General features: G+C 54.9%; 20 protein-coding genes, 1 other RNA gene and 1 pseudogene. 9 read left to right on the plus strand and 13 right to left on the minus strand.

Translation table 11 applies throughout. The features are described 5' to 3' along the window. The first annotated feature begins 398 nt into the window (after positions 1–398). Entirely contained in the window at positions 399–1,277 is an 879-nt protein-coding gene (locus ACJJI0_RS11580) for a hypothetical protein (protein WP_444882688.1), read from the plus strand. A 66-nt stretch (positions 1,278–1,343) separates the two neighbouring features. Here ACJJI0_RS11580 and greA read toward each other — a convergent pair whose 3' ends face one another. The 7 genes and pseudogenes from greA to dapB form a co-directional block, all read right to left on the minus strand. Then, on the minus strand, positions 1,344–1,820 hold the full coding sequence (greA, locus tag ACJJI0_RS11585) for a transcription elongation factor GreA (protein WP_252083232.1): 477 nt from the start codon (positions 1,818–1,820) through the stop codon (positions 1,344–1,346). Positions 1,821–1,906: 86 nt separating this feature from the next. Next, entirely contained in the window at positions 1,907–5,134 is a 3,228-nt protein-coding gene (carB, locus tag ACJJI0_RS11590) for a carbamoyl-phosphate synthase large subunit (RefSeq protein ID WP_252083233.1), read from the minus strand. A 112-nt stretch (positions 5,135–5,246) separates the two neighbouring features. Further along, on the minus strand, positions 5,247–6,395 hold the full coding sequence (gene carA, locus ACJJI0_RS11595; RefSeq protein ID WP_282931318.1) for a glutamine-hydrolyzing carbamoyl-phosphate synthase small subunit: 1,149 nt from the start codon (positions 6,393–6,395) through the stop codon (positions 5,247–5,249). A gap of 333 nt (positions 6,396–6,728) precedes the next feature. Continuing rightward, entirely contained in the window at positions 6,729–7,442 is a 714-nt protein-coding gene (locus ACJJI0_RS11600; protein WP_444882689.1) for a YfiR family protein, read from the minus strand. A 54-nt stretch (positions 7,443–7,496) separates the two neighbouring features. Then, a complete protein-coding gene (rimK, locus tag ACJJI0_RS11605) occupies positions 7,497–8,435 on the minus strand; it encodes a 30S ribosomal protein S6--L-glutamate ligase (protein ID WP_444885930.1) in 939 nt (312 codons plus the stop codon). A gap of 84 nt (positions 8,436–8,519) precedes the next feature. Continuing rightward, positions 8,520–8,936, minus strand: a pseudogene (locus ACJJI0_RS11610) (ATP-dependent zinc protease family protein); the annotation flags it as partial. Positions 8,937–9,085: 149 nt separating this feature from the next. Continuing rightward, a complete protein-coding gene (gene dapB, locus ACJJI0_RS11615) occupies positions 9,086–9,901 on the minus strand; it encodes a 4-hydroxy-tetrahydrodipicolinate reductase (protein WP_444882690.1) in 816 nt (271 codons plus the stop codon). Positions 9,902–10,139: 238 nt separating this feature from the next. On the opposite strand from dapB, the gene ACJJI0_RS11620 reads away from it, so the two are divergent. After that, on the plus strand, positions 10,140–10,595 hold the full coding sequence (locus tag ACJJI0_RS11620; protein ID WP_444882691.1) for a hypothetical protein: 456 nt from the start codon (positions 10,140–10,142) through the stop codon (positions 10,593–10,595). A gap of 132 nt (positions 10,596–10,727) precedes the next feature. Here ACJJI0_RS11620 and dnaJ read toward each other — a convergent pair whose 3' ends face one another. The 3 genes from dnaJ to grpE form a co-directional block, all read right to left on the minus strand. Further along, positions 10,728–11,852: a molecular chaperone DnaJ gene (gene dnaJ / locus ACJJI0_RS11625; protein ID WP_252083238.1), complete on the minus strand. Its 1,125-nt coding sequence runs from the start codon at positions 11,850–11,852 to the stop codon at positions 10,728–10,730. 225 nt (positions 11,853–12,077) lie between these two features. Then, positions 12,078–14,030: a molecular chaperone DnaK gene (dnaK, locus tag ACJJI0_RS11630; protein ID WP_252083239.1), complete on the minus strand. Its 1,953-nt coding sequence runs from the start codon at positions 14,028–14,030 to the stop codon at positions 12,078–12,080. Positions 14,031–14,153: 123 nt separating this feature from the next. Next, positions 14,154–14,795, minus strand: coding sequence for a nucleotide exchange factor GrpE (grpE, locus tag ACJJI0_RS11635; RefSeq protein ID WP_252083240.1), 642 nt, complete (start codon positions 14,793–14,795; stop codon positions 14,154–14,156). Positions 14,796–15,026: 231 nt separating this feature from the next. Between grpE and recN the strand changes: the two genes are divergently transcribed. After that, positions 15,027–16,697 carry a DNA repair protein RecN gene (gene recN, locus ACJJI0_RS11640; RefSeq protein WP_444882692.1) on the plus strand — a complete coding sequence of 557 codons (1,671 nt, stop codon included), beginning with the start codon at positions 15,027–15,029 and terminating at the stop codon, positions 16,695–16,697. Positions 16,698–16,959: 262 nt separating this feature from the next. After that, entirely contained in the window at positions 16,960–17,565 is a 606-nt protein-coding gene (locus ACJJI0_RS11645) for a 1-acyl-sn-glycerol-3-phosphate acyltransferase (protein ID WP_444882693.1), read from the plus strand. A gap of 42 nt (positions 17,566–17,607) precedes the next feature. Here the strand turns inward: ACJJI0_RS11645 and fur are convergent, their stop codons facing one another. Next, on the minus strand, positions 17,608–18,018 hold the full coding sequence (fur, locus tag ACJJI0_RS11650; protein WP_252083243.1) for a ferric iron uptake transcriptional regulator: 411 nt from the start codon (positions 18,016–18,018) through the stop codon (positions 17,608–17,610). A 277-nt stretch (positions 18,019–18,295) separates the two neighbouring features. On the opposite strand from fur, the gene ACJJI0_RS11655 reads away from it, so the two are divergent. Then, on the plus strand, positions 18,296–18,640 hold the full coding sequence (locus ACJJI0_RS11655; protein WP_444882694.1) for an outer membrane protein assembly factor BamE: 345 nt from the start codon (positions 18,296–18,298) through the stop codon (positions 18,638–18,640). A gap of 2 nt (positions 18,641–18,642) precedes the next feature. On the opposite strand, the gene ACJJI0_RS11660 is transcribed toward ACJJI0_RS11655, so the two are convergent. Together ACJJI0_RS11660 and ACJJI0_RS11665 are read right to left on the minus strand one after the other, a co-directional pair. Beyond that, a complete protein-coding gene (locus tag ACJJI0_RS11660; RefSeq protein WP_252083245.1) occupies positions 18,643–18,990 on the minus strand; it encodes an RnfH family protein in 348 nt (115 codons plus the stop codon). Beyond that, positions 18,987–19,427 carry a type II toxin-antitoxin system RatA family toxin gene (locus tag ACJJI0_RS11665; protein WP_252083246.1) on the minus strand — a complete coding sequence of 147 codons (441 nt, stop codon included), beginning with the start codon at positions 19,425–19,427 and terminating at the stop codon, positions 18,987–18,989. Before ACJJI0_RS11665 ends, ACJJI0_RS11660 begins: the two co-directional genes overlap by 4 nt. Before the next feature lie 193 nt (positions 19,428–19,620). Between ACJJI0_RS11665 and ACJJI0_RS11670 the strand changes: the two genes are divergently transcribed. The 4 genes from ACJJI0_RS11670 to ssrA all read left to right on the plus strand — a co-directional run bounded on the left by ACJJI0_RS11670 (position 19,621) and on the right by ssrA (position 23,465). Continuing rightward, positions 19,621–21,039, plus strand: coding sequence for a sodium-dependent transporter (locus ACJJI0_RS11670; protein ID WP_252083247.1), 1,419 nt, complete (start codon positions 19,621–19,623; stop codon positions 21,037–21,039). 15 nt (positions 21,040–21,054) lie between these two features. Next, positions 21,055–21,534 carry an SsrA-binding protein SmpB gene (gene smpB, locus ACJJI0_RS11675; RefSeq protein ID WP_152454820.1) on the plus strand — a complete coding sequence of 160 codons (480 nt, stop codon included), beginning with the start codon at positions 21,055–21,057 and terminating at the stop codon, positions 21,532–21,534. A gap of 39 nt (positions 21,535–21,573) precedes the next feature. After that, positions 21,574–22,920 carry a sodium-dependent transporter gene (locus ACJJI0_RS11680; protein WP_252083248.1) on the plus strand — a complete coding sequence of 449 codons (1,347 nt, stop codon included), beginning with the start codon at positions 21,574–21,576 and terminating at the stop codon, positions 22,918–22,920. Positions 22,921–23,075: 155 nt separating this feature from the next. Beyond that, positions 23,076–23,465, plus strand: a transfer-messenger RNA (tmRNA) gene (gene ssrA / locus ACJJI0_RS11685). The last annotated feature ends 3 nt before the right edge of the window (positions 23,466–23,468 follow it).

Below are 23,468 nucleotides of genomic sequence, written 5' to 3' on the forward strand. Positions count from 1 at the left end.
TATGTACTCCCTATTAAAAGCAAATTTCATTGTTAATTTTTTATCATTATTTCCGACTAAAACTTATCTCCCAGGTAAATGAAACTTCTATCCTATGGCTTTTCTTAGTCACTGAAGCAACAATAATATAGACGGAACGAACTTATGGACTCCTAAGCAGTAACAGGGATGCCAATCAGAATGAACCAGCTATTTCCTATCTTTGATTTCCCTTCGATTCTACCTTTTTGCGCAGGCACCTATAGCGAGTGTATATCTGAGTAATTTATAGTTTGCCGCTAAATACCATCTAGCGAATTACTGCAAAATACTTGGGTGAATTACGCTGTGCTTACGCTCAGCCGGTAGATACTGAACCCCAACCGCGATGCTCTTTTCTAGTAGTAATGGAGATACTCATGAAGACTTTAACCCCAATCGCTGCCGCTATTGCTTTTGTAATCAGCGGTGCAGCCATAGCCGATAACAATACCGCTTACCAGGATCAAAACGGTATGGGCCAACTCGGTTATATTGATCAGGCCGGCCCCGGTAGCCATCATAACCTGGCTGATCAGGAACAACACGGGGGATACAATACAGCGGTTAGTATCCAGATTCATGAACACCACAGCACGGTTCTTCAATATCAGGATGGCTACAGTAATTATGCCAATGCCTTTCAAAATGGGGGATCTGGCAACACCGCTGTGAGTGAACAATTGGGTATCGACAACAGCTCCTTAACTTTCCAGTTTGATGAGCACCATAGCTTCTCCTACCATGCTCAGGAAGGCCACGGAAATACCGCCTGGACTTATCAACAGTCTGGCGCTAATAACCAAGCGACCATTTTACAAAACGGCGACTACGGCTATGCCACTGTTACTCAAGTAGGCAGCTATGGCAGTGAAGCCATGCTCTCACAGGTTGGCGAAATGAATCGAGCTGATGCTCTTCAAGTTGGTGAAGGCCATAAGGCTCACTTGATTCAGGCAGGTGGTGGACACAACGATCTTGATTCCCGTCAGATCGGCCATAACCATGAAGCCTATATGTATCAAGATGGCTGGTATAACGAAGCGGATATTTCTCAGGCCGGAAGCCACCACTTCGGTAAAACCATGCAGGTTGGCTATGGCAATGATGTCTATATAGGCCAAATAGGCGAAAACCACTATGCAGAAGTCACTCAGATTGGTTCACATAACAACAGCTTAGTAGCCCAATTTGGCTACAATGAAACCGCCAAAGTTCACCAACATGGCGACAGTAACAACAGTTTCGTTCACCAGTAAAAACTGCTCCTGCCCCAAAGAAAAAAGGCGGCCTCTGGCCGCCCTTTTTCTTACTAAGAGATCTTTTTATAGATGCTCTACAGTATCGATTTCATATTCCACCGTGCCGGAAGGCGTATGCACAACAACGACTTCTCCCACTTCTTTACCAATCAGTGCGCGGGCAATCGGCGAGTTCACTGAGATTTTTTGTTTTTTCACATCCGCTTCATCGTCACCCACGATTTTATAAGTCACTTCAGCATCGTCATCCAGGTGAATAATCGTTACCGTAGTGCCAAAAATTACCTTATCGCTGGGCTCAATCGACTTCACATCGATCACTTGAGCATGAGATAACTTGGCTTCAATCTCTTGAATACGACCCTCAATAAAGCCCTGCTTTTCCCGCGCCGCATGGTATTCGGCATTCTCCTTCAAATCACCGTGTTCGCGTGCTTCGGCAATGGCCTCTACCACCGCAGGGCGCTCGACTTTTTTCAGATTATCCAGCTCTGAACGCAGCGCTTCAGCGCCTTCAACGGTCATTGGTACCCGGTTCATTGTGGGACCTCCATTATTGTTACTACGCAACCGGGCCCTGTGTTACCACAAGGCCCGGTCGGAAATGACGGATTGTTTTTAGATGATTAAGACAGCTTTACCACACGCTGGTGAAGGTCTTGCAGGCGGCGAACCTGTAGCGGCTGCTCCTGACGCATGGCCATCGCCATGGCCTGTGCCGCAGCCAGGGTGGTGGTGTAACACACCTGGTGGTTCTCAGCACTGCGACGGATATCCGCAGAGTCCCGAATCGCCTGGCGTCCTTCGGTGGTATTCACCACCAGTGCAATCTCGTCGTTTTTAATCATATCGACGATATGCGGGCGACCTTCACTCATCTTGTTGACGGTTGTAACGGGAATATCGTTTTCTTGCAAGACCTTGGCGGTGCCGCGGCTGGCAATGACTTCGAAGCCAAGCTCCACCAGATCGCGAGCTACGCCCACTGCATCCGCCTTGTCGAAGTCACGCACAGAGATAAATGCGCGGCCGGACTCCGGCAGGCGGTCGCCAGCGGCAACCAGGCCCTTGTCGAAGGCCTCTGCGAAGGTAGCGCCTACACCCATCACTTCGCCGGTGGACTTCATCTCGGGGCCAAGAATCGGGTCCACTTTCGGGAACTTGTTGAACGGGAATACAGACTCTTTAACGGAGTAGTAGTCCGGTACGATCTCTTCGGTAAAGCCCTGTTCCTGCAGGCTGATACCCGCCTGACAGCGCGCAGCCACTTTCGCCAGTGAAGTGCCGATGCACTTGGAGACGAAAGGTACAGTACGGGAAGCGCGCGGGTTCACCTCGATCACGTAGATCTCGCCGTCCTGGTAGGCCAGCTGGGTATTCATCAAGCCAACTACGCCCAGCTCGCGAGCCATGGCCTTCACTTCTTCGCGCATACGGTCCTGCACATCCGCCGGCAGGCTGTAAGGCGGCAGGGAGCAAGCGGAGTCACCGGAGTGAACACCACACTGTTCGATATGCTGCATGATGGCGCCGATCACAACGTCCTGGCCATCGGATACCGCATCGATATCCACCTCGATAGCGGCGTTGAGGAAGTGGTCCAGCAGTACCGGCGCTTCGTCGGAAACCTGTACCGCTTCTTTCATGTAGGTGAGCAGCTCGTCTTCTTTGTAGACGATCTCCATGGCGCGGCCGCCCAGTACGTAAGACGGGCGCACAACCAGCGGGTAGCCCACGTCTTTCGCCGCCTGGATGGCTTCGGAGACAGAGCGCACAATGGCGTTCTTGGGCTGCTTGAGGCCGAGACGCATAATCATCTGCTGGAAACGCTCGCGGTCTTCGGCGCGGTCGATCTGCTCTGGGGTAGTACCGATAATCGGCACACCTTCGTTGGCCAGGTAGCGCGCCAGGTTCAGCGGTGTCTGACCGCCGAACTGTACGATCACGCCTTCCGGCTTCTCTTTGGCAACGATTTCCAGCACGTCTTCCAGGGTTACCGGCTCGAAGTAGAGGCGGTCGGAAGTATCGTAATCGGTGGAAACAGTCTCCGGGTTACAGTTGACCATGATGGTCTCGTAACCGTCTTCGCGCATCGCCAAAGCGGCGTGTACACAGCAGTAGTCGAACTCGATGCCCTGGCCAATACGGTTGGGGCCACCGCCGAGTACCATGATTTTCTTTTTGTCGGACGGCTGCGCTTCGCACTCCTCATCGTAGGTGGAGTACATGTAAGCAGTGGAGGTACTGAACTCAGCAGCACAGGTATCCACGCGCTTGTAAGACGGGAATACACCCAGCTTGTGGCGGAATTCGCGCACAGTCTTCTGGCTCACCCCCAGCAGGTCCGCCAGGCGGCGATCGGAGAAGCCTTTGCGCTTGAGGAAGCGCATTTGCTCAGTGGTCAGCGCCGAGGTAGGCAGTGACTTGAGCGGCTCTTCAATTTTGATCAGCTCTTCGATCTGTACCAGGAACCAGGGATCGATACCGGACAAGTCGTAAACTTCGCCGACGCTCATGCCCATACGGAAGGCGTCGCCCACGTACCAGATACGCTCGGCACCTGGAACGGAGAGTTCACTGCGCAGACGGGTCTCAGCGCCGTCTTTGCTCGGGTCAATTTTACTTTCCAGGCCGAAGCTACCCACTTCCAGACCGCGCAGGGCTTTCTGCATGGACTCCTGGAAGGTACGGCCGATCGCCATCACTTCACCCACAGACTTCATCTGGGTGGTCAGGCGCGCATCGGCTTCACCAAATTTCTCAAAGGTGAAGCGCGGAATCTTGGTGACAACGTAATCGATAGACGGCTCGAAGGACGCAGGGGTAGCACCACCAGTGATATCGTTCTGCAACTCATCCAGGGTGTAACCCACTGCCAGCTTGGCCGCGACCTTGGCGATCGGGAAGCCGGTGGCCTTGGAGGCCAGTGCGGAGGAGCGGGATACGCGGGGGTTCATCTCGATCACAACTACGCGGCCAGTCTTCGGGCAAACGCCGAACTGTACGTTGGAGCCGCCAGTCTCAACGCCGATCTCGCGCAGTACCGCGATAGAAGCGTTGCGCATCAGCTGGTATTCCTTGTCGGTCAGCGTCTGCGCCGGGGCAACGGTGATGGAGTCACCGGTGTGTACGCCCATCGGGTCGAAGTTCTCGATGGAACATACGATGATGCAGTTGTCGTTCTTATCGCGAACCACTTCCATCTCGTACTCTTTCCAGCCGAGCAGGGATTCGTCGATCAGCAGTTCGTTGGTGGGGGAGAGGTCGAGACCGCGCTTACAGATCTCTTCAAACTCCGGCCAGTTGTAGGCCACACCGCCACCGGAACCACCCATGGTGAAGGACGGACGGATAATTACCGGGAAGCCAAACTCTTCCGGCACCTTCTTCGCCTCTTCCATGGAGTGGACGATCTTGGCGCGCGGAGTTTCCAGGCCGATCGCCTTCATCGCCTTGTCGAACAGGTCGCGGTCTTCCGCTTTCTCGATAGCGTCTTTGTCCGCACCGATCAGCTCGACATTGAACTCCTTCAGGACACCGTGCTTATCCAGGTCCAGGGCGCAGTTCAGAGCTGTCTGGCCACCCATGGTAGGCAGGATGGCGTCGGGACGCTCCTGCTCAATAATCTTGGCAACGGTACGCCACTCCACCGGCTCGATGTAAGTGGCATCGGCCATGGCCGGGTCGGTCATGATGGTGGCCGGGTTGGAGTTCACCAGGATCACCCGGTAACCCTCTTCGCGCAGCGCCTTACAGGCCTGGGCGCCGGAGTAGTCAAATTCGCACGCCTGGCCGATCACGATGGGGCCTGCGCCGATAATCAGAATGCTTTGGATATCTGTGCGTTTTGGCATCTTTCTTCCGTTCTACTACCGGCAAAGGCCGGCTGCGCTAAATTTCATTCGTTTCTTGTTAAAACCGCCGCAAAAGCGGCGGTTAATTGCCCGACCCTGGGCGGCTACGCCCTTAGGCGCGCTCTTTCATCAAGTCGATAAAGTGGTCGAACAACGGCGCCACATCGTGTGGACCCGGGCTCGCTTCCGGGTGTCCCTGGAAGCTGAAGGCCGGCTTGTCCTTCAGGTGAATACCCTGCAAGGTACCGTCGAACAGGGACTTGTGGGTAACTTCCACATTGTCCGGCAGGCTGTCGGCGTCCACTTCGAAACCGTGGTTCTGCGCGGTGATCATCACCTTGGTGCTGTTCAGGTCTTGTACCGGGTGGTTACCACCGTGGTGACCGAACTTCATCTTGGCAGTTTTACCGCCCACCGCCAGGCCCAACAACTGGTGGCCCAGGCAGATGCCGTAGGTGGGGATGCCCGCGTCCAGGATTTCGCGGATAGCGGTGATCGCGTACTCACAGGGCTCGGGGTCGCCGGGGCCATTGGACAGGAATACACCGTTGGGATTCATCGCCAGTACTTCGGAAGCCGGAGTCTCCGCCGGTACTACGGTGATGTCACAGCCGCGATCCACCAGCATGCGCAGGATATTGCGCTTCACACCGAAGTCGTAAGCCACTACTTTGAAGGGCTGCTCCGGCGCGGCCTTGTGGCCTTCGCCCAGCTCCCAGGTACCTTCGCTAAAGGGGTAGGCTTCCTTGGTGCTCACTACCTTGGCCAAGTCCATCCCTTTCAGGCCGGCAAATTCCTTGGCCTTGGCCAGGGCTTCTTCGCGGTCGATATTGTCACCGGCAACGATGCAACCGCTCTGTGCGCCTTTATCGCGCAGCAGGCGTGTCAGGCGACGAGTGTCGATATCGGCGATACCAACGATATTGCGCTCGCGCAGGTAGTCCTCCAGGGACTGCTCGTTGCGGAAACTGCTGGCCAGTAGCGGCAGGTCGCGGATTACCAGGCCGGCGGCCCAGATATCAGCGCACTCTTCGTCTTCCTGGTTGGTGCCAGTGTTGCCGATGTGTGGGTAGGTCAGAGTCACAATCTGGCGGGCGTAGGAGGGATCGGTGAGGATCTCCTGGTAGCCGGTCATGGATGTGTTGAACACGACCTCGCCAACAGAACTGCCATGGGCACCGATTGCGCGTCCTTCAAAGACGCTACCATCAGCGAGCACCAGCAGCGCGGGAGTTGTACTCTGCATAAAGTTGTGGGGCATGAAGGCCTCCGACGTAGGGACAGCTTTAGTCAAATTGAACTCCAATCTTCAGAACTGCTTCCGGGCGGGGTTTGTGGGCTTCGGAGCACACGGCTCCTGACTGGCGCGCGCATAAAAAAGCGAGATGAAACATCGCAGCTTCATCTCGCTTTAAAAATCTATTCACGCGCGGCTCTCACATATTGGCCGATGCTTGCCACCGGCTTTTTTTGGTGGGCTCGCGCTGCGCGATTCAGCTTCGCGACACCGACCCAAATTCGGGCGCAGATTCTACGCGAATTCGCTTCTAGACGCTAGTGCAAAAATACGCCAAACCTGACGAAAAACTTCTCTTTACTCCAGCTTCTGCCCGAGTCGAAAGAGGCTATTGCCCATTTTTAGCTCGGCCTTTTCCAGCATGGTTTTGTTCATGCGCAGCGCCACTTCACCGCCTTTATCGGCAAATTCAATCATGCCGCCAGTTGCGGCAAAGCGCTCGGCATCGCTCACCGTAAGAACCGGGAAGAACTCCACTGTAACCAGCGTCTTTAGCAGGCTCGAGCGGTCCATAGAGCCAAGAACCACAATCTGGCATTTGCGCGCGCGCAGTATATCTTTGAAGCCAATTTTCTCCAGCGCCACCCGGCGCCCATCAATACGCTGATTCTTGAAGCGCAGAGCCAGCTGCTCGCCGAGGGAATCCCCCCCCATCAAACACACCTTAAAGGGGGCACTGTAATTATCAAATGCGTTGACCGGCCACTGCAGGTTGTAGGCGAAGTGCACGATGTAATCCACCATGACACGCCGCCCCAGGGGGGTATCCGAAAGGTGTACTGCGGCCTGTACCAAGGGAGCAAGCAGCAGGCCCAATATCAGGGAAATCGTCAGGAATGGGCGAGTGATAGAAAGTCTGGCAAAGAGTGTCTTCACGGTCATTGATACCCTGGAGTTCACACCTTCTGCCGGCGGAAGGCGCGGTTCCGGCAGAAAGTGTCTATCGGCGGATACCTGGGCAATCAACCACTGCCGAGGCTCGAACGGCGCGCCAGCGAAAAGCCCGGCCACCTTTGAAGGTTAGCCCACCGAGCTTTGCACCGCCGGTGCCCCGTTCACCATCGATTACTCGGGAACACGGCTATCCAAGTCGGCACTTCCATCCTGGGTTTTTGTTACGGGACGCCATTTGAGCGCCTTCTCGATCGACATAATCATCGCACCGGCCACATCCTTGCGCGTGGCACTCTCAATACCCTCGAGACCGGGGGAGGAGTTCACCTCAAGTAACAGCGGCCCTTTACGCGAACGAATAATATCCACACCAGCCACTTTCAACCCGAGCGCTTTAGCCGCTTTAATGGCTATGCGCTTTTCATCTGCTGTGACTTTAACCACCGAAGCGGTGCCGCCCTGGTGAATATTGGCGCGGAACTCTCCCGGTGCCGCCTCTCGCTGAATCGAGGCCACAACGCGGCCATCAATCACAAACAGGCGCAGGTCCTTGCCCTGGGCCTCACGGATAAACTCCTGCACCAGCAAATTGGCTTTAAGTGACTTGAACGCATTAATCACCGATTCACCGGCTTTGCGGGTTTCCGCCAACACCACTCCGCGCCCCTGAGTTCCCTCCAACAACTTCACAATCAGCGGCGCCCCACCCACCATGTCAATCAACTCGTTGGTATCTACCGGCGAGTTGGCAAAGCCTGAAGTAGGAATACTCAGACCACTCTGCTGTAACAGCTGCAGGGAAAACAGCTTATCCCTCGATTGGCTGATCGCGGCAGAGCCATTCAGGGCAAACACATCCAGACTCTCAAAGTGGCGAGTGAGGGCGCAGCCGTAAAAAGTCTGACTCGGGCGAATACGGGGGATAATGGCATCCAGATTGTTGAGAATTCTGCCATCGCGATAATGTACTTCGGGCTCATCCGCATCAAGTTTCATATAACACTGGCGAACATCCAGGAAAGTCATCCGGTGGCCGCGCTCGGCACCGGCTTCCATAATGCGGCGGTTGCTATAAAGATCCGGATTTGAGGCCAACAGCCCGATACGCAGGCCGGTGCCGGCGATATGGTGCTCGTCCCGATAAAATTCATCCAGCTGACTTTTTGGCAGTTCACCCAGACAGAAGCTCTCCGAGGGGTCCACCATCATGCGGCCGAGCATGGCTTCGCGCCCCAACAACATGCGATAGCCCATACTGTCACGGTTGGTCAGGGTCAATTCGATATCCCAGACACTTCCGCCGATGGAAAGCGCGGTACGAATTACCGGACGCCGCTCCGACTCACCAGAGGAGCTGCGTACAAGGCGCTTGTCGAGAATTCGAGCCTCACAGCGCACGGTCGGCCGACGCTGGTGCTGCAATGGATGCGCTTCAAAGCTTACCCAGGGCTCACCATCCCGTTTAAACGTCTGAATATTATATGCGTGCAGGCAAGAAGTCTTAGCCCCGGAGTCCACCCGGGCCTTAACTGCGGGGATACCCAGACCGGGAAACGCACACCATTCTTCACTGCCGACAATCAGCTTTTTTTCCAAACAAAAAATCCTCAAAAAAGTTTTTGATTTACCTAAAGAGTCGAAAACCCGAAGTATTGACTTTCACTATAAAAATAAGGCTCGCCTATCGATCAACCGTATAACTACTGCCTTAGAACTATTGAATAAAGGCCGCCCTTTACCGATTTTTTTGCGTGATCCTATTAATTTAACCCCAGTACATCGCGCATATCGTAGTGGCCCGGCGCGCGTGCCGATTGCTTATTTCCCATCAACCATATCGCTGCGCGTACCGCACCGCGGGCAAAAGAGAGACGGCTGCTGGCGCGGTGACTGATTTCTACGCGCTCCCCTTCGGCCAGGAACAGTACAGAGTGCTCACCGACCACATCGCCTCCGCGCACAGTGGCAAAACCGATAGTGTCGCGCTCACGGGCACCTGTCTGGCCCTCGCGGCCATAAATCGCCACTTTCTCCAGATCCCGCCCCAGGGTCTCGGCGACGACTTCTCCCATGCTTAACGCAGTGCCAGAAGGCGCATCCACTTTGTGACGGTGATGCGCTTCAACAATTTCTATATCGGCATCTTCACCCATTACCCGTGCAGCTGTCTCCAATAACTTGAAGCACAAATTTACGCCGGTGGAAAAGTTACTGGCCAGGCACAACGGTACCTTGCCCGCATTAGCCAGCACCTGATTTTTCTGCTCAGAGTCAAAACCGGTAGTGCCAATAACAATGGGACGTCCGTTGGCTGCACAATAGGCAGAGTTATCCACAGTTGCCTGTGGCGCGGTAAAGTCGATCAGTACATCGAAGCCGGCTTTATCCAGGCTATCAACAATGGCGATGCCGTTGCGCCCGAGGCCCGCAACTTCACCGGCATCGGCCCCCACCAAGCTGGAGCCCGGCCGTACAACTGCCGCGCTGAGCTCAGCCTCATCACTTAGAAGCAGTGCCTCCGCCAAGGCCCTTCCCATGCGCCCGCCAAATCCGGTGATCGCTACTTTTACTGCCACAACAACACTCCTGTCTACGCCCAATATTGCTGCGAATCTTACCTCGCCCTACCAGAAAGCAGCTACAAAAACTCAATCTTAAAAAGTGATCATTTTTGGGGACCAAACTGGCCATAAAACTTCCAGCCATAGAGGAAATAACAAAACATATTTTTATTACCAACTAACTGAAATTGAGTGAAAGCAATGACAAATCACGATGCTAGGCTTAAGCCAGAGGGGTAAATGGAGCGCCAACATGCGACTAATGATTCGATCAAACCACCTGCCACATTTATTGGTGGTGGTTATTTCTTTAACCCTGGCCTTTGGCAGTGCGCCCGTATCCGCACAACAGCAAACTACAAACCCAGACTTCTGGGAGAAATATGACGACATTACAGATTGGGTGACGCTGCGTCTGCAGCTCACCCCTGGCCAGGAAAAAGTAGTACTGCCCATCTTGCAAAAGAGCCTTGCAGAGAAAAAAGCCGTACTGGATCGCTATGGCGTTTTGGACAACCCTAAACTGACTTTGACACCTAAGCAGCGCGGGGAAATCGGTGCGCAATTGGCCGCGATTAGCGCGCAGGCAAACAAAAAACTGGAAGGGATACTAAAAAAACAACAGATGAGGGAGTTAGGTAAGATTCAACACGAATTATTGATGGCACTGGCTGCCCGTCTGAGGGCCCGTTCTGCCCAGGGCAACTAACCCGGCAGAGATACCGGGCCAGTTTTCGCTATTCTTCCTGCTTTTAACTTTTAAAAGAGCTCATCCGTTAAGCAACTAAATAAGCCCTAAATTACCGATGGTCGAATAGCGATTGGGGATGCTCGCTTAGCATTAAAGCTTCATATCCCCAAAGAAGTTTTTCACCCCTTCAAACCAGCCGGTCTGGCGTGGTGCATTTTTCTTTTCGCTGAGGGTATTGGCAAATTCCTGCAGTAACTCTTTCTGTTTACCAGAAAGGTTTACCGGTGTTTCCACTACAACCCGACACAGCAAATCGCCGGTAGCGCCTCCGCGCACCGGAGTGACACCTTTACCACGCAGGCGGAACAGCTTGCCAGTTTGGCTCTCTGCGGGAATCTTTAGCTTCACCTTACCATCGAGGGTCGGCACTTCCAGTTCGCCCCCCAGTGCTGCAGCAGCAAAACTGATGGGCACTTCGCAATACAAGTTCTTGCCATCGCGCTGGAACAGCTCGTGTTCCTTCACCACCACCTGTACATACAAATCACCAGCGGGCCCGCCATCGGGGCCAGCTTCACCCTCTCCGGACAGGCGGATACGATCGCCAGTATCCACACCAGGCGGAACCTTAACGGACAGGGTCTTGGTCTCTTCAACCCGACCACGGCCGTGGCAGCTGCCACAGGGATCAGAGATAGTGGTACCGCGACCGCGACAGTTGGGGCAGGTTTGCTGAACAGAGAAGAAGCCCTGTTGCATACGCACCTGACCGGCACCACCACAGGTGCTACAGGTCTGCGGAGAAGAACCTGGCTTGGCGCCTGAACCGTGGCAGGTATTACAGGAAGCGAGCGTTGGCACACGGATCTTGACCGTGGTACCGCGCACTGCGTCTTCCAGGTCCAGTTCCAAGTCGTAACGCAGGTCTGAACCGCGCGCCGGGCCACCCCGACGGCCGCCACCGCCCCCACCGAAGATATCGCCAAATACATCGCCGAAGATATCGGAGAAACCGCCGAAGCCACCGGCGCCGCCACCACCCATTTGCCCTTCTACACCGGCGTGACCAAATTGATCATAAGCCGCGCGTTTCTGCGAATCGGACAGTATTTCGTAGGCCTCGTTGGCTTCCTTGAATTTGTTTTCTGCTTCCGCATCATCTGGATTGCGGTCCGGGTGAAACTTCATCGCCACCCGGCGGTAGGCTTTCTTCAGCTCTGCATCCGAAGCGCCGCGCTCGACGCCGAGGACTTCGTAATAATCGCGTTTCGACATAAAACTATGTTCTCTGGTCCGGCATCAAGAACGGCCAAACTCTTTCTACTTCTCGGTTTCTAACCAAGCCCCGCATTGCGGAGCACCACCAAACTGCGAACTCTGTACAAACTTTGGTGGATACCTGAAACAACACAGGGCGCGGGGCCTAAAAAGAAGGCGCCGCGCCCCTGAAGTTCTCCGGCGGCCACTTTAAAAGCTGCCACCGGAAATGCAAGCGAACGCTTACTTACCTTCTTTCTTGTCGTCCTTTACTTCTTCGAACTCTGCATCTACCGCATCGTCGCCAGCGGAAGATTGCTGCTGCTCGCCCTGTTGAGCGCCTGCACCAGCGGCACCTTCAGCGCCAGCGGCCTGGGCCTGCTCGGCATACATCTTCTGTGCAACCGGGCCAGAAGCTTCGGTCAGCTTGGTGGTGGCAGCTTCCATAGCCGCCTTGTCGTTGCCTTTCACCGCCTCTTCCGCTTCTTTGATAGCCGCTTCGATTGCAGACTTCTCTTCAGCGGTGGCTTTGTCGCCAGCTTCTTCCAAGGTCTTCTTGGTAGCAGAGATCAGACCGTCGAGGGTATTGCGGGTTTGCACCAGCTCCTCGAACTGCTTATCCGCTTCGGCATTCGCCTCTGCGTCTTGAACCATCTTATCGATCTCGTCCTCGGACAGACCGGAGGAAGCCTTGATCACGATGGACTGCTCTTTACCAGTCGCCTTGTCTTTCGCGTGTACGTGCAGGATACCGTTGGCATCGATATCGAAAGTCACTTCGATCTGCGGCACACCGCGGGGGGACGGCGGGATATCGGCCAGGTCAAAACGACCCAGGGATTTGTTCTGGGAAGCCTGCTTGCGCTCACCCTGTACCACGTGAATGGTTACCGCAGTCTGGTTATCTTCCGCAGTGGAGAACACCTGGGACTTCTTGGTGGGGATAGTGGTGTTTTTGTCGATCAGCGGAGTCGCAACGCCACCCATGGTTTCGATACCCAGGGTCAGCGGAGTTACGTCCAGCAGCAGTACGTCTTTAACATCTCCGGACAGTACGGCGCCCTGGATAGCGGCACCCATGGCAACGGCTTCGTCTGGGTTAACGTCTTTGCGCGGCTCTTTACCGAAGAACTCGGTAACTTTCTGCTGTACCAGCGGCATGCGGGTCTGACCACCAACCAGAATTACTTCGTCGACGCCGGAGGCGGACAGGTCGGCATCTTGCAGAGCGATTTTTACCGGCTCCAGGGAGCGAGTAACCAGATCTTCTACCAGGCTTTCCAGCTTGGCGCGGGTCAGCTTAACCACCAAGTGCTTGGGACCGGTGGCATCTGCAGTGATATACGGCAGGTTGACTTCAGTCTGCTGGCTGGAGGACAGCTCGATCTTGGCTTTTTCTGCAGCTTCTTTCAGGCGCTGCATCGCCAGGGGATCGCCTTTCAGGTCGATGCCTTGGTCTTTCTTGAACTCGTCTGCGAGGTATTCGATCAGGCGCAGGTCGAAATCTTCACCGCCGAGGAAAGTGTCACCGTTGGTGGACAGTACTTCGAACTGCTTCTCACCATCTACGTCGGCAATTTCGATAATGGAGATATCGAAGGTACCACCACCCAGGTCGTATACCGCTACAGTGCGGTCACCGCCCTGCTTGTCCAGGCCGTAGGCCAGAGCAGCAGCAGTTGGCTCGTTGATAATACGTTTAACGTCCAGGCCCGCGATACGGCCGGCGTCTTTGGTGGCCTGGCGCTGGGAGTCGTTAAAGTAAGCCGGTACAGTAATTACTGCAGCGTCAACTTTCTCGCCGAGGAAGTCTTCTGCTGTCTTTTTCATTTTCTTCAGAACTTCGGCAGAGATCTGCGGCGGAGCTTTTTTATCGCCTTTCACTTCTACCCATGCGTCGCCGTTGTCGGCTTCAGTGATGGTGTAAGGCACCATCTTGATATCTTTCTGTACAACGTCGTCTTTGAATTTACGGCCGATCAAACGCTTAACCGCAAACAGAGTATTCTGGGGATTGGTCACCGCCTGACGCTTGGCAGACTGACCTACCAGGATTTCGTTGTCGTCAGTGAAGGCAACAATAGAAGGTGTAGTACGATCGCCTTCGGCGTTCTCGATTACACGCGCTTTGTCACCATCCAGTACCGCCACACAGCTGTTGGTGGTACCCAGGTCGATGCCGATAATTTTTCCCATCTGTAAAATCCTCATTTGTTACGCGCTGCCAGCTCTGTTCTGTATGCAGCGCGCGAATAATTCTTGATGTCAGCTATATTGGTGCCGGCCAGCGAAATTCAAGGCCGTTTCACGCATTTGCCGTTACGGGGCCTTACTAACCACAACCATGGCCGGGCGAACCAGGCGACCATTGAGGCGATAGCCTTTTTGAAATACCTCTAGAACCGTGTTCGGCTCCACCTCCCCATTCGGCACCTGGGTCATGGCCTGGTGCAACTCTGGGTCGAAGGGCTCTCCCGCTGGATCGACAACTTCCACAGAATTTTTCGTCAGGGTGTCGACGAAAGATTTGTGAGTAAGCTCGATACCTTCCACCAATGCTTTATTGCTTTCATCAGCGCTATCAATGGTGGCGAGGGCGCGCTCCAGGTTGTCCACAACCGGCAACAAATCCTGCAGCAGTTTTTCCACTGCAAATTTGCGTGCGCGATCCACATCCTGCTGGGCGCGACGACGGGCATTCTGTTCCTCAGCCTGGGCGCGCAGAGCGAGGTCTTTCTGCACCACTAACTGCTCTTGCAGCTTGATAATTTCATCGTGCAGCGCATCGGCGCTCTCGGCTTCTTCGTGCAATGCTTGCTCAGCCTGCTCGCGCTCGGTCGCGGTGGGATCTTCAATCTCCGCGGAAGCCGCCTCGTCTGTCGCTGTCAGGTGCTCATCAGCCAGTGCTTCCGGCTGCACCCCCTCTGTAATCTGATCTTCTTCGCTGCGCTCTCTGGCCACTGCTTTCTCCGTCGCGTCGACTCTGTCAGTAATGAGTTGGGCCCGTCCTGCGGGCTCTGGGGGCTATATGGGGCCATCCCCGCACAGTTCAAGTGGTTTTTTGCGCTAGCGCGCAATAGCTGGAAAATCTGCGCTTGACGCTATAGCTAACCAGAAAGGAATACTGTATAAATAACCACTGATTGGGTATTCAGACCCGCCCATAAGAAAGGACACAGAAGCGATCTCTATATGTTGCTGCACCTGTCTATCAGCCAATTCACCCTGGTGGACCAACTGGAGTTGGAGTTCGGCCCAGGTACCAGCACCCTCACCGGCGAGACCGGCGCGGGCAAATCCATCACCCTAGATGCACTCGGACTCGCCCTGGGTGGTCGCGGCAGTGCCGAACTGGTACGCGCTGGAGCCAACCGCGCCGATATCAGTGCTACCTTCGATATCTCCGGCTACCCCAACGCCAGCGATTGGCTTAAATCCCAGGAGCTAGATAGCGGGCAGGAAGTGATACTGCGCCGCACCATCGGCGCCGATGGCCGCTCACGGGCCTATATCAACGGCCAGCCGGTGACGCTGCTGCAGCAGCGCGCCCTGGGTGAGCAACTGATTGATATCCACAGCCAGCACGAGCACCAGTCCCTGCTGAAGAAGGAAACTCACCGCCGCCTGCTCGATGAGTTCGCCCAAGCCCAGGAGCTGGCTGCCGAAACCCGCAGCCGCTATAAGACCTGGCAGGACCAATACCGCCGCTACCGCAATCTGGCCGACAGCGTTGAGGAGGCCGAGGCGCGCCGCAACCTACTACAGTACCAGCTGCGCGAGCTGGAACAACTGGATTTGAGCGAAGGTGAGATAGAGGCACTGGAGAGCGAGCAGCGTCAGCTGGCCAATGCCGGCGATATTCTTAACGGCAGCTATCAGCTGGCCGCGCTGCTGTCCGGCGGTGAGGGCGATATCGCCGAACAACTGCACCGAGCCCTACAACTGCTTTCCGCCATGCCTGAACAGGCGCCGGCCCTGGTCGAGGTAGCGCAGATGCTCGATAGTGCGCGAATCCAGATCGACGAAGCGGCCGGTACTTTGTCGCGACATATCGATCGCTTCGAGATGGACCCTGAGCGGCTCAGTGAAGTTGAGGAGCGCCTCAGTGCAATTTACCAGGCGGCGCGCAGACACCGTGTACAACCCAGTGAGCTACCGGCCCTGCAGCGACAGCTGCAAGAGGAACTGGAAGATATCGGCACGGAAGATACCTTGGAGCGCCTCGCCGAAACCTGCAGCAAACTGGAAAAAGAGTTTCGGGCAGTCGCAGCAAAATTAAGCGAGCTACGGCGTGAGGCAGCGATCACACTCGCCGAATCGGTCAATCGGCAACTGGTGGATTTGGCCATGCCGCACGCCAAGGTCGAACTTGCCTTACAAGCTCTCGACAAGCCTTGCAGCCACGGCCTGGAGGAAGTGGAAATTTTAATTTCCACCAACCCCGGCCAGCCACCGCGCCCACTGGGCAAGATCGCCTCCGGCGGTGAGCTTTCTCGGGTAAGCCTCGCCGTTCAAGTGGTCACGGCACAAACTTCACGCACCCCCACCCTGGTCTTTGATGAAGTGGACGTCGGCATTGGTGGCGCCACTGGAGACGTGGTAGGCCGACTGCTGCGCCAGCTGGGAGAGACCCGCAATGGCTGTAGCGGCCAGGTGATCTGTGTCACCCACCTGGCTCAGGTGGCTGCGCGAGCCCACCGCCAATATCTGGTGGAGAAGCACAGTGATGGTGAGCAGGCGTTTGTGGCTTTGCGTGAATTGAAAAACGGCGAGCGCCGCGAAGAGATCGCACGCATGCTCGGAGGGCAACCCAGCCCGCAGTCACTGGCCCATGCGGAAGAGATGTTGACCAGGACTCTTTAAGCTGCCCCCACAATCTCAGAACAGCCCTTCAACCGAGGTTCAAAGCTGACCATCGGGACAGCCCATCACTTTTAATGGAGCGGTGGGCAATCATATCTCGCAGATCAATAAATAACCGCCAACAATCCGGCAAAATAGCCGGCCTGCCGGTGATAAATGCCGTTTTAGGACAAATAGACCAAATATGACTGGGTCTGGCGGCAGAAGTCACCATATACTGAGCCGCTTGTTTAACTTTGTTTGAGTAGTATCGGCCGAGTTTATGCAGAGAACGATTTTTAATACCCCGATTATCACGCCGCTGCTGCGCCAAGTTGCCAAGCTGCTGCTGAAATTTCACGGCTGGCGCGTTAACGGCGATCAGCAATCATTAAAACTGAAAAAATATGTATTGATCGGGGCTCCCCACACCACTAACTGGGACGGCTACTACTTTATTCTCGCCGCGCTCAAATTGAAGATGACTCCGCAGTGGATGGGCAAAGACAAACTGTTCCAGTTCCCCCTGGGCGGTCCCATGCGCTGGTTTGGCGGTATCGCCGTAGACCGCAGCAAGGCTAACAACTTGGTAGATGCCACCGTGCGCCAGTTTAAGCTGCGCAAAGAGCTGGTTATTGCCATCCCACCGGAGGGCACCCGCGGTCTGGGTGAGCGCTGGAAGTCCGGTTTCTACCATATTGCACGCAGTGCCAAGGTGCCGCTGGTATTGGGTTTTATCAATTTCTCCAAGAAAGAAGTGGGCATTGGCCCTATCGCCCAGCTGGGGGAAAACCTGGAGGCAGAATTGAATAAATTAAGGGAGTTTTACGCAGATAAGATCGGTAAATTCCCAGAGCTGTACACGCCGCCCTGCCAGCCACAGCAGTAAGCGGGCATAAGATGGGTGCGGCGGACGCCGCACCCGACTGGATTACTTCTCTTTTTCCTTCACGTACAGCACTAAGCTGTGGCCTGTCAGCTCGTAGCCGTGCTCATCGGCGATCTGGCGCTGCAGTTCCTCAATTTCCTCATTATGAAACTCGATCACCTTGCCGGTATCGGTACACACCATGTGGTCGTGATGATCACCACGATCCAGCTCGAATACGGAGTGGCCGCCATCGAAGTTGTGGCGAACAACTAGACCCGCGCTCTCAAACTGGGTCAGTACCCGGTAGACGGTAGCCAGACCGACATCTTCCCCCGCTTCCAGCAGTAGCTTATACACATCTTCAGCACTCAAGTGCTGCTCGCTGGTGCTTTCAAGCAATTGCAAAATCTTAACCCGCGGCAGGGTGACCTTTAGGCCAGCCTTGCGCAATTCCTGGTTTTCGTTCGACATGAATAAATATTTCCCGACAGGATTTTATGAATTGTCTTTACTTGCATCAGCTCACTGAAAAGGTCTATACCCGAATAAGACCACAGATTCCCGCCTGTCAGCGAGCCGGCTCTTCGGGTATTATCCCATGCCGAACGGAGTCAGCGGAACCCCAGGCACCATGAGAGAGGGAAATCGCAGAGGAAGGGAACTTTCCCTACGCATAGGGTCCTATTCCGGGCAACCGTTTAAAATTTGTACGAGAGGTGCCGTGTGAAAGAACATAATGGAGCAATGAATGCCGCCTAGCCTGAAATTTATCGCCATCGCCAGCCTCTGCGCCCTTCTCGGCGCCTGTACGCTGGTTAAGTTTCCCGGTGTGCACCGCATTGAGGTACAGCAGGGCAATATCATTACCCAAGAGATGATCGACCAGCTGAAGCCCGGTATGACCCGCCGCCAGGTACAGTTTGTTCTCGGCACCCCGCTGCTGGAAGACACTTACAATCCCAACCGCTGGGACTACGTCAACCGCATTCGCGACAAGAAGGGTGATATCAGCCAGGAGCGCTTTAGCGTTTATTTTGACGAAGACTCCCTGGTATCCACCAGCGGTGACTTGCAGCCGGCTGACTGGCCCTAAGCCTAAGCGTCTTCGGCACCTTTCTTTTTCTCGGCCATACGCTTGGCCTTCTCGGCGCGTTGTTTGCGCGCCTCTTTCGGGTCGGCGATCAACGGGCGGTAAACCTCCACCCGATCGCCCGGCTGCAACTCGTAGCTCTCTGCCGGCGCCAATCCTTTGCTCCCCAGAACCTGGCCAAAGATACCCATCTTGGCACTATCCGGGTCCACTTCCGGATACTCTTTTGGAATACCCGAACGAATCAGAGCCTCCCTTGCCGTAGTGCCCGGTTTTACCAGTAGCCGCATCAACCGCTGTTCATGGGGCAGTGCGTAAACCACCTCTACCGAAATCATTTTTTCTTCTGTCATTGCGGCTTCCCGTAAATGTCCTCGGCACGCTCACACATTACCGCCACCATTTGATTGGCCAGATCACTAAAAAGCTTACCTGCGGCGGCGGCGATCAAACGGCTCTTCATGGAGAACGACAGTGAAAAAGTCACCTTACAGGCGCTCTCAGCCAGGGGAGTAAACATCCAATGCCCGGTAAAATTTTCGAAGGGACCGTCTACCAGGGTCAGGGTCATGCTGGTCGGGCGCACCAGTTGATTGCGCGTGGTAAAACTTTGACGAATACCCGCGCGCGATAAATCTAACCGTGCCTCCAGGGTTTCTTCGTCCCGATGCAGAATTTCAGCCCCGCGACACCCCGGTAAAAATTGTGGGTAGCTGGCCACATCATTGACCAGATCAAACATTTGTTCCGCGCTGTACATCACCAGCGCGCTGCGCTCTATTTCAGTCATTCCTGTTGTCAAATCCAGTCCGCCAGGCGAAATCGCCTGGGATTGTCGTTCGGCCGCTAATTTTGCCAGTCGGCGCTACTCAAGCAAGAGAATTCCTGCAACAATCGCATTTTTTGCCGGCGGGACATACCCGGCCCCGCTGGAATAACAAAAACGAAAGCTGTATCTGATAAAAAATAATAGCGAGAGTACTATGACCGCAGTGAGAGAGCATTTTGGGTCAAGGCTGGGCTTTATCCTGGCCGCAGCTGGTTCCGCAGTTGGTATTGGCAATCTGGTGGCATTCCCGGTAGCGGCCACCAAGAGCGGAGGCGGTGCTTTCCTACTGGTCTATGCGCTCTTTGTTTTTCTGATCTGCCTGCCCGTTATGATGGCGGAATTGGCTCTGGGGCGCCGCTCCGATAAAGACCCGGTAGGTGCCTATCGTCAACTCTCCAACGGTTCACACCTGTGGCGTATCCCCGGCTGGCTAGCCTTGATCACGCCTTTTATGATCGCAGTATTTTATTTAGTGGTTACTGTGTGGGTACTCGGGTACCTGATTGAAACCGTCACCGGTAATCTCAACCTGCTCGCCACCCAGGATTTCTTTATCCACTTTATCAATACCCCCAAGGTATTTATTTACCTGGTGGTACTGATGCTGATTATTAACGCCATCCTCGCTATGGGAGTTAAAGACGGTATTGAGCGTGCGGCAAAAACCCTGATGCCGATGCTGTTTGTAATGCTGCTGGGCCTGGTGATTTTTGTCCTGACCCTGGATAACGCCATCCTCGGTGTGAAGTATTACCTGGTGCCAGACTTCAGCAAAATTGATGGCAACGTGGTGAGCAAAGCCATGGCCCAGGCCTTCTTCTCGCTGTCTCTGGGTATGGGCATCATGATCACCTACGGCTCTTATATGAAGAAGCGGGACTCTATCCCCGGCTCCTCCCGCGCCGTTGCCATTACCGATACCATGGTGGCCTTTACTGCGGGCCTGCTGATTCTGCCGAGTATTTTCCACTTCAACCCGCAGATTGATCCCTCCGAATTAAGCGAGTCCTCTGCCGGAATGATCTTCCTGTTCCTACCGAAGATCTTCCTTGCCCTACAGGACAGCATCGGCTATGCCGGCGCAAGTGCCGTGGCTGCAATCTTCTTCTTCCTGGTTCTGGTAGCAGCGATCACGTCCCTGGTTTCCATTATTGAAGTACCCATCGCCACCCTGCGCGACGAGCGCGATATGGAGCGTAAAACAGCCATTTACTGGGTTGCCGGAGTACAGTTTGTACTGGCCATCGCTTGCGCCGTCTCCTTTGGCATGGTCAACTGGTTCACTGAATTTGTACAGTTGGCCGGCGTTAACAAGTCCTTCTTCGACCTGGTAGAGATCATTTTCTACGACACCATCCTGCCCTTAAATGGCCTGCTGGTGTGTCTGTTTGTGATCTACAAATGGAAGAAAGCCAACTTTGACAAAGAGCTGCAGGAAGGCGACTCTGCCTTTGCCGGCTCTTTCTCACAAAAATACGTAAACTTCTCCCTGGGCACCTTTATCCCTCTGATACTGCTGTTGATCTTTATCAACACCGTGGCCCTGAAGTTTTTTGGACACAGTTTTATCTAGTCACTAGAAGTTTTCATGGCCAAGAAAAAGAAAGCGCAAACATCCAATACCATCGCCCTCAACAAGAAGGCCCGTCACGACTACTTCATAGAGGAGAAGTTTGAGGCGGGCGTTGAGATGCAGGGCTGGGAAGTGAAAAGCTGTCGTGAGGGCAAGGCCCAGCTCACCGACAGCTATGTCATTTTTAAAAATGGCGAAGCCTGGCTGCTGGGTTCCAATATCCAGCCGCTTGCCAGCGCCTCCACCCATTATGTGACCGAGCCCGACCGCACCCGTCGCCTGCTGCTCACCAAGCGCGAGCTGTCCAAGCTGATCGCCGCCGTGGAGCAAAAGGGGCACACCGTGGTTGCCACCGCGCTGTATTGGAAGGGCCATTTGGTTAAATGCGAAATCTGCTTGGCCAAGGGTAAGGCTATGCACGACAAACGCGAAACCGAGAAAAAACGGGATTGGAACCGTGAAAAGCAGCGCCTGATGCGCGCCACGCACAAGTAGTGCACAGAGACAACTAGAAGAATAATTACGGGATTTACTATGAGTGCACCGCGAGGACAGTTCAGCTCGAATATTGGCTTTTTGATGGCCGCCGCCGGGTCCGCCGTTGGTCTCGGCAACATTTGGGGCTTCCCCACCAAAGCCGCCAGCAACGGCGGCGCCGCCTTTGTAGTGGCCTATCTGTTTTTGGCCTTCGCCCTCGCCTATCCGGCGCTGATGGCCGAACTCACCATTGGCCGTTATGCGCGGCGCAATATGGTGCAGGCACTGCGGGCTATTTCTATTGGTCCTGTGAGCCGCTTCTTCGGTGGTCTCACCGGCTTTGGCGGTATCCTGGTAGCCTCTTTGATTCTGAGCTTTTACGCTATTGTGGCCGGCTGGATGGTGGCCCACCTGGCCGAGCCTTTCGCCGCCCTGTTTGGCGCCCAGGAAGCCGTCCAATGGCTCACTGAAAACAGTACCCAGCGCAACCTGATCTTTACTGCAATCTTCAGTGGTCTCACCATGCTGATTATTGCCAGCGGTGTGGAGAAGGGCATTGAGCGCTGGTCCACCCTGTTGATGCCCTCGCTGATTATCCTGCTGCTGCTTTTGATCGCCTACGTACTCACCCAGCCCGGCGCCTTTACCGGCCTGGAGGTGTACCTGATGCCAGACTTCAGTCACTTCACCCCGAAGCTACTGATCTCTGCCATGGGCCAGGCCTTCTTCTCCCTGTCTCTAGGGGTGGGTACTATGCTGATCTACGGCTCTTACCTGAGCCAGCAGGAGAGCTTGCCGCGTCTCGGCGCCCTGGTCACTCTGATCGACGTGGGGATCGCCTTCACCGCAGGCCTACTGATCCTGCCCGCTATGTATGTGGCCCAGGAAGCCGGCACCCAGATCTTCGCTGCCGACGGCGCCCTCATCGCCGGGCCCAACCTGATCCTGCAGGTGCTGCCAGCGCTGTTCGATACCATGGGCGAAGCCGGCGTGTTCGTCGCCATTGCCTTCTTTGCCCTGATGGTGATCGCCTCCCTCACCTCCTCTATCTCTATGCTGGAAGTACCGGTGGCTTTCTCTATTGAGAACCTGGGCATCCCCCGCCGTATTGCCACTCCGGCTGTGGGCCTGGTGATCTTTGCCATCAGCAGCACCATTATTTACAACTTCGACAGCCTGTTTGGACTGGCAGTCAGTATCAGTACTGAATACGGCCAGCCCCTGCTGGGTATTGCGCTGTGTATCTTTGCCGGCTGGATCTGGCGCCGCGACCAGCTGCTGAGCGAGCTGAAGAAAGGCCACGAAGATATTGAGCACACCCTGTTCTGGAAGATCTGGCCCTGGTATGTGCGCATCGTGTGCCCACTGTTGATTCTGGTGGCCTTCGCCCAATCGATACTGTAAGCCCTTTCTAACTCCCCCGGCGGCCACCGCTGCCGGGGCACTCCGCTCTCTCCCTGCCCCTGATCAAAGTTCCCAAAAATTCCTGGCGCATAAAAATTTATTGCAATGCCCGAGTTTGAGGTATACTTAGATGACACACGAGAGTGTTTCTTATCGGGGATGACTTGGATTCGACGCCGGTGACGAAACCTTGGGTGCATGCCGTGATGGCAGCGAATCACGTTAATCCAAAGCTGTATTTTATTAGTTGCCAACGACGACAACTACGGTGCCCAACTCGCTGCGTAAGCAGCTTGTGAAGCACTAACTAAGGGTTCGTCCCTTAGCAGTCTTCAGCAAGGTTCCAGTATCGCGCTGTAGACTGTTATACAGAACTGGATCGCCGCAAGCCATACTCGTGGGCAAGCGGTTAAACACTTTACGGGATCGCCCTATACGTCCTGACCGCCGGGCTGTAATGGGTTAAATCAATAGACGGAGCTAAGCATGTAGAGCCTCTGGCAGAGTGCTGACGGACGCGGGTTCGACTCCCGCCATCTCCACCAAAT

It is taken from the genome of Microbulbifer mixtoriginis (SeqCode), assembly GCF_052466695.1.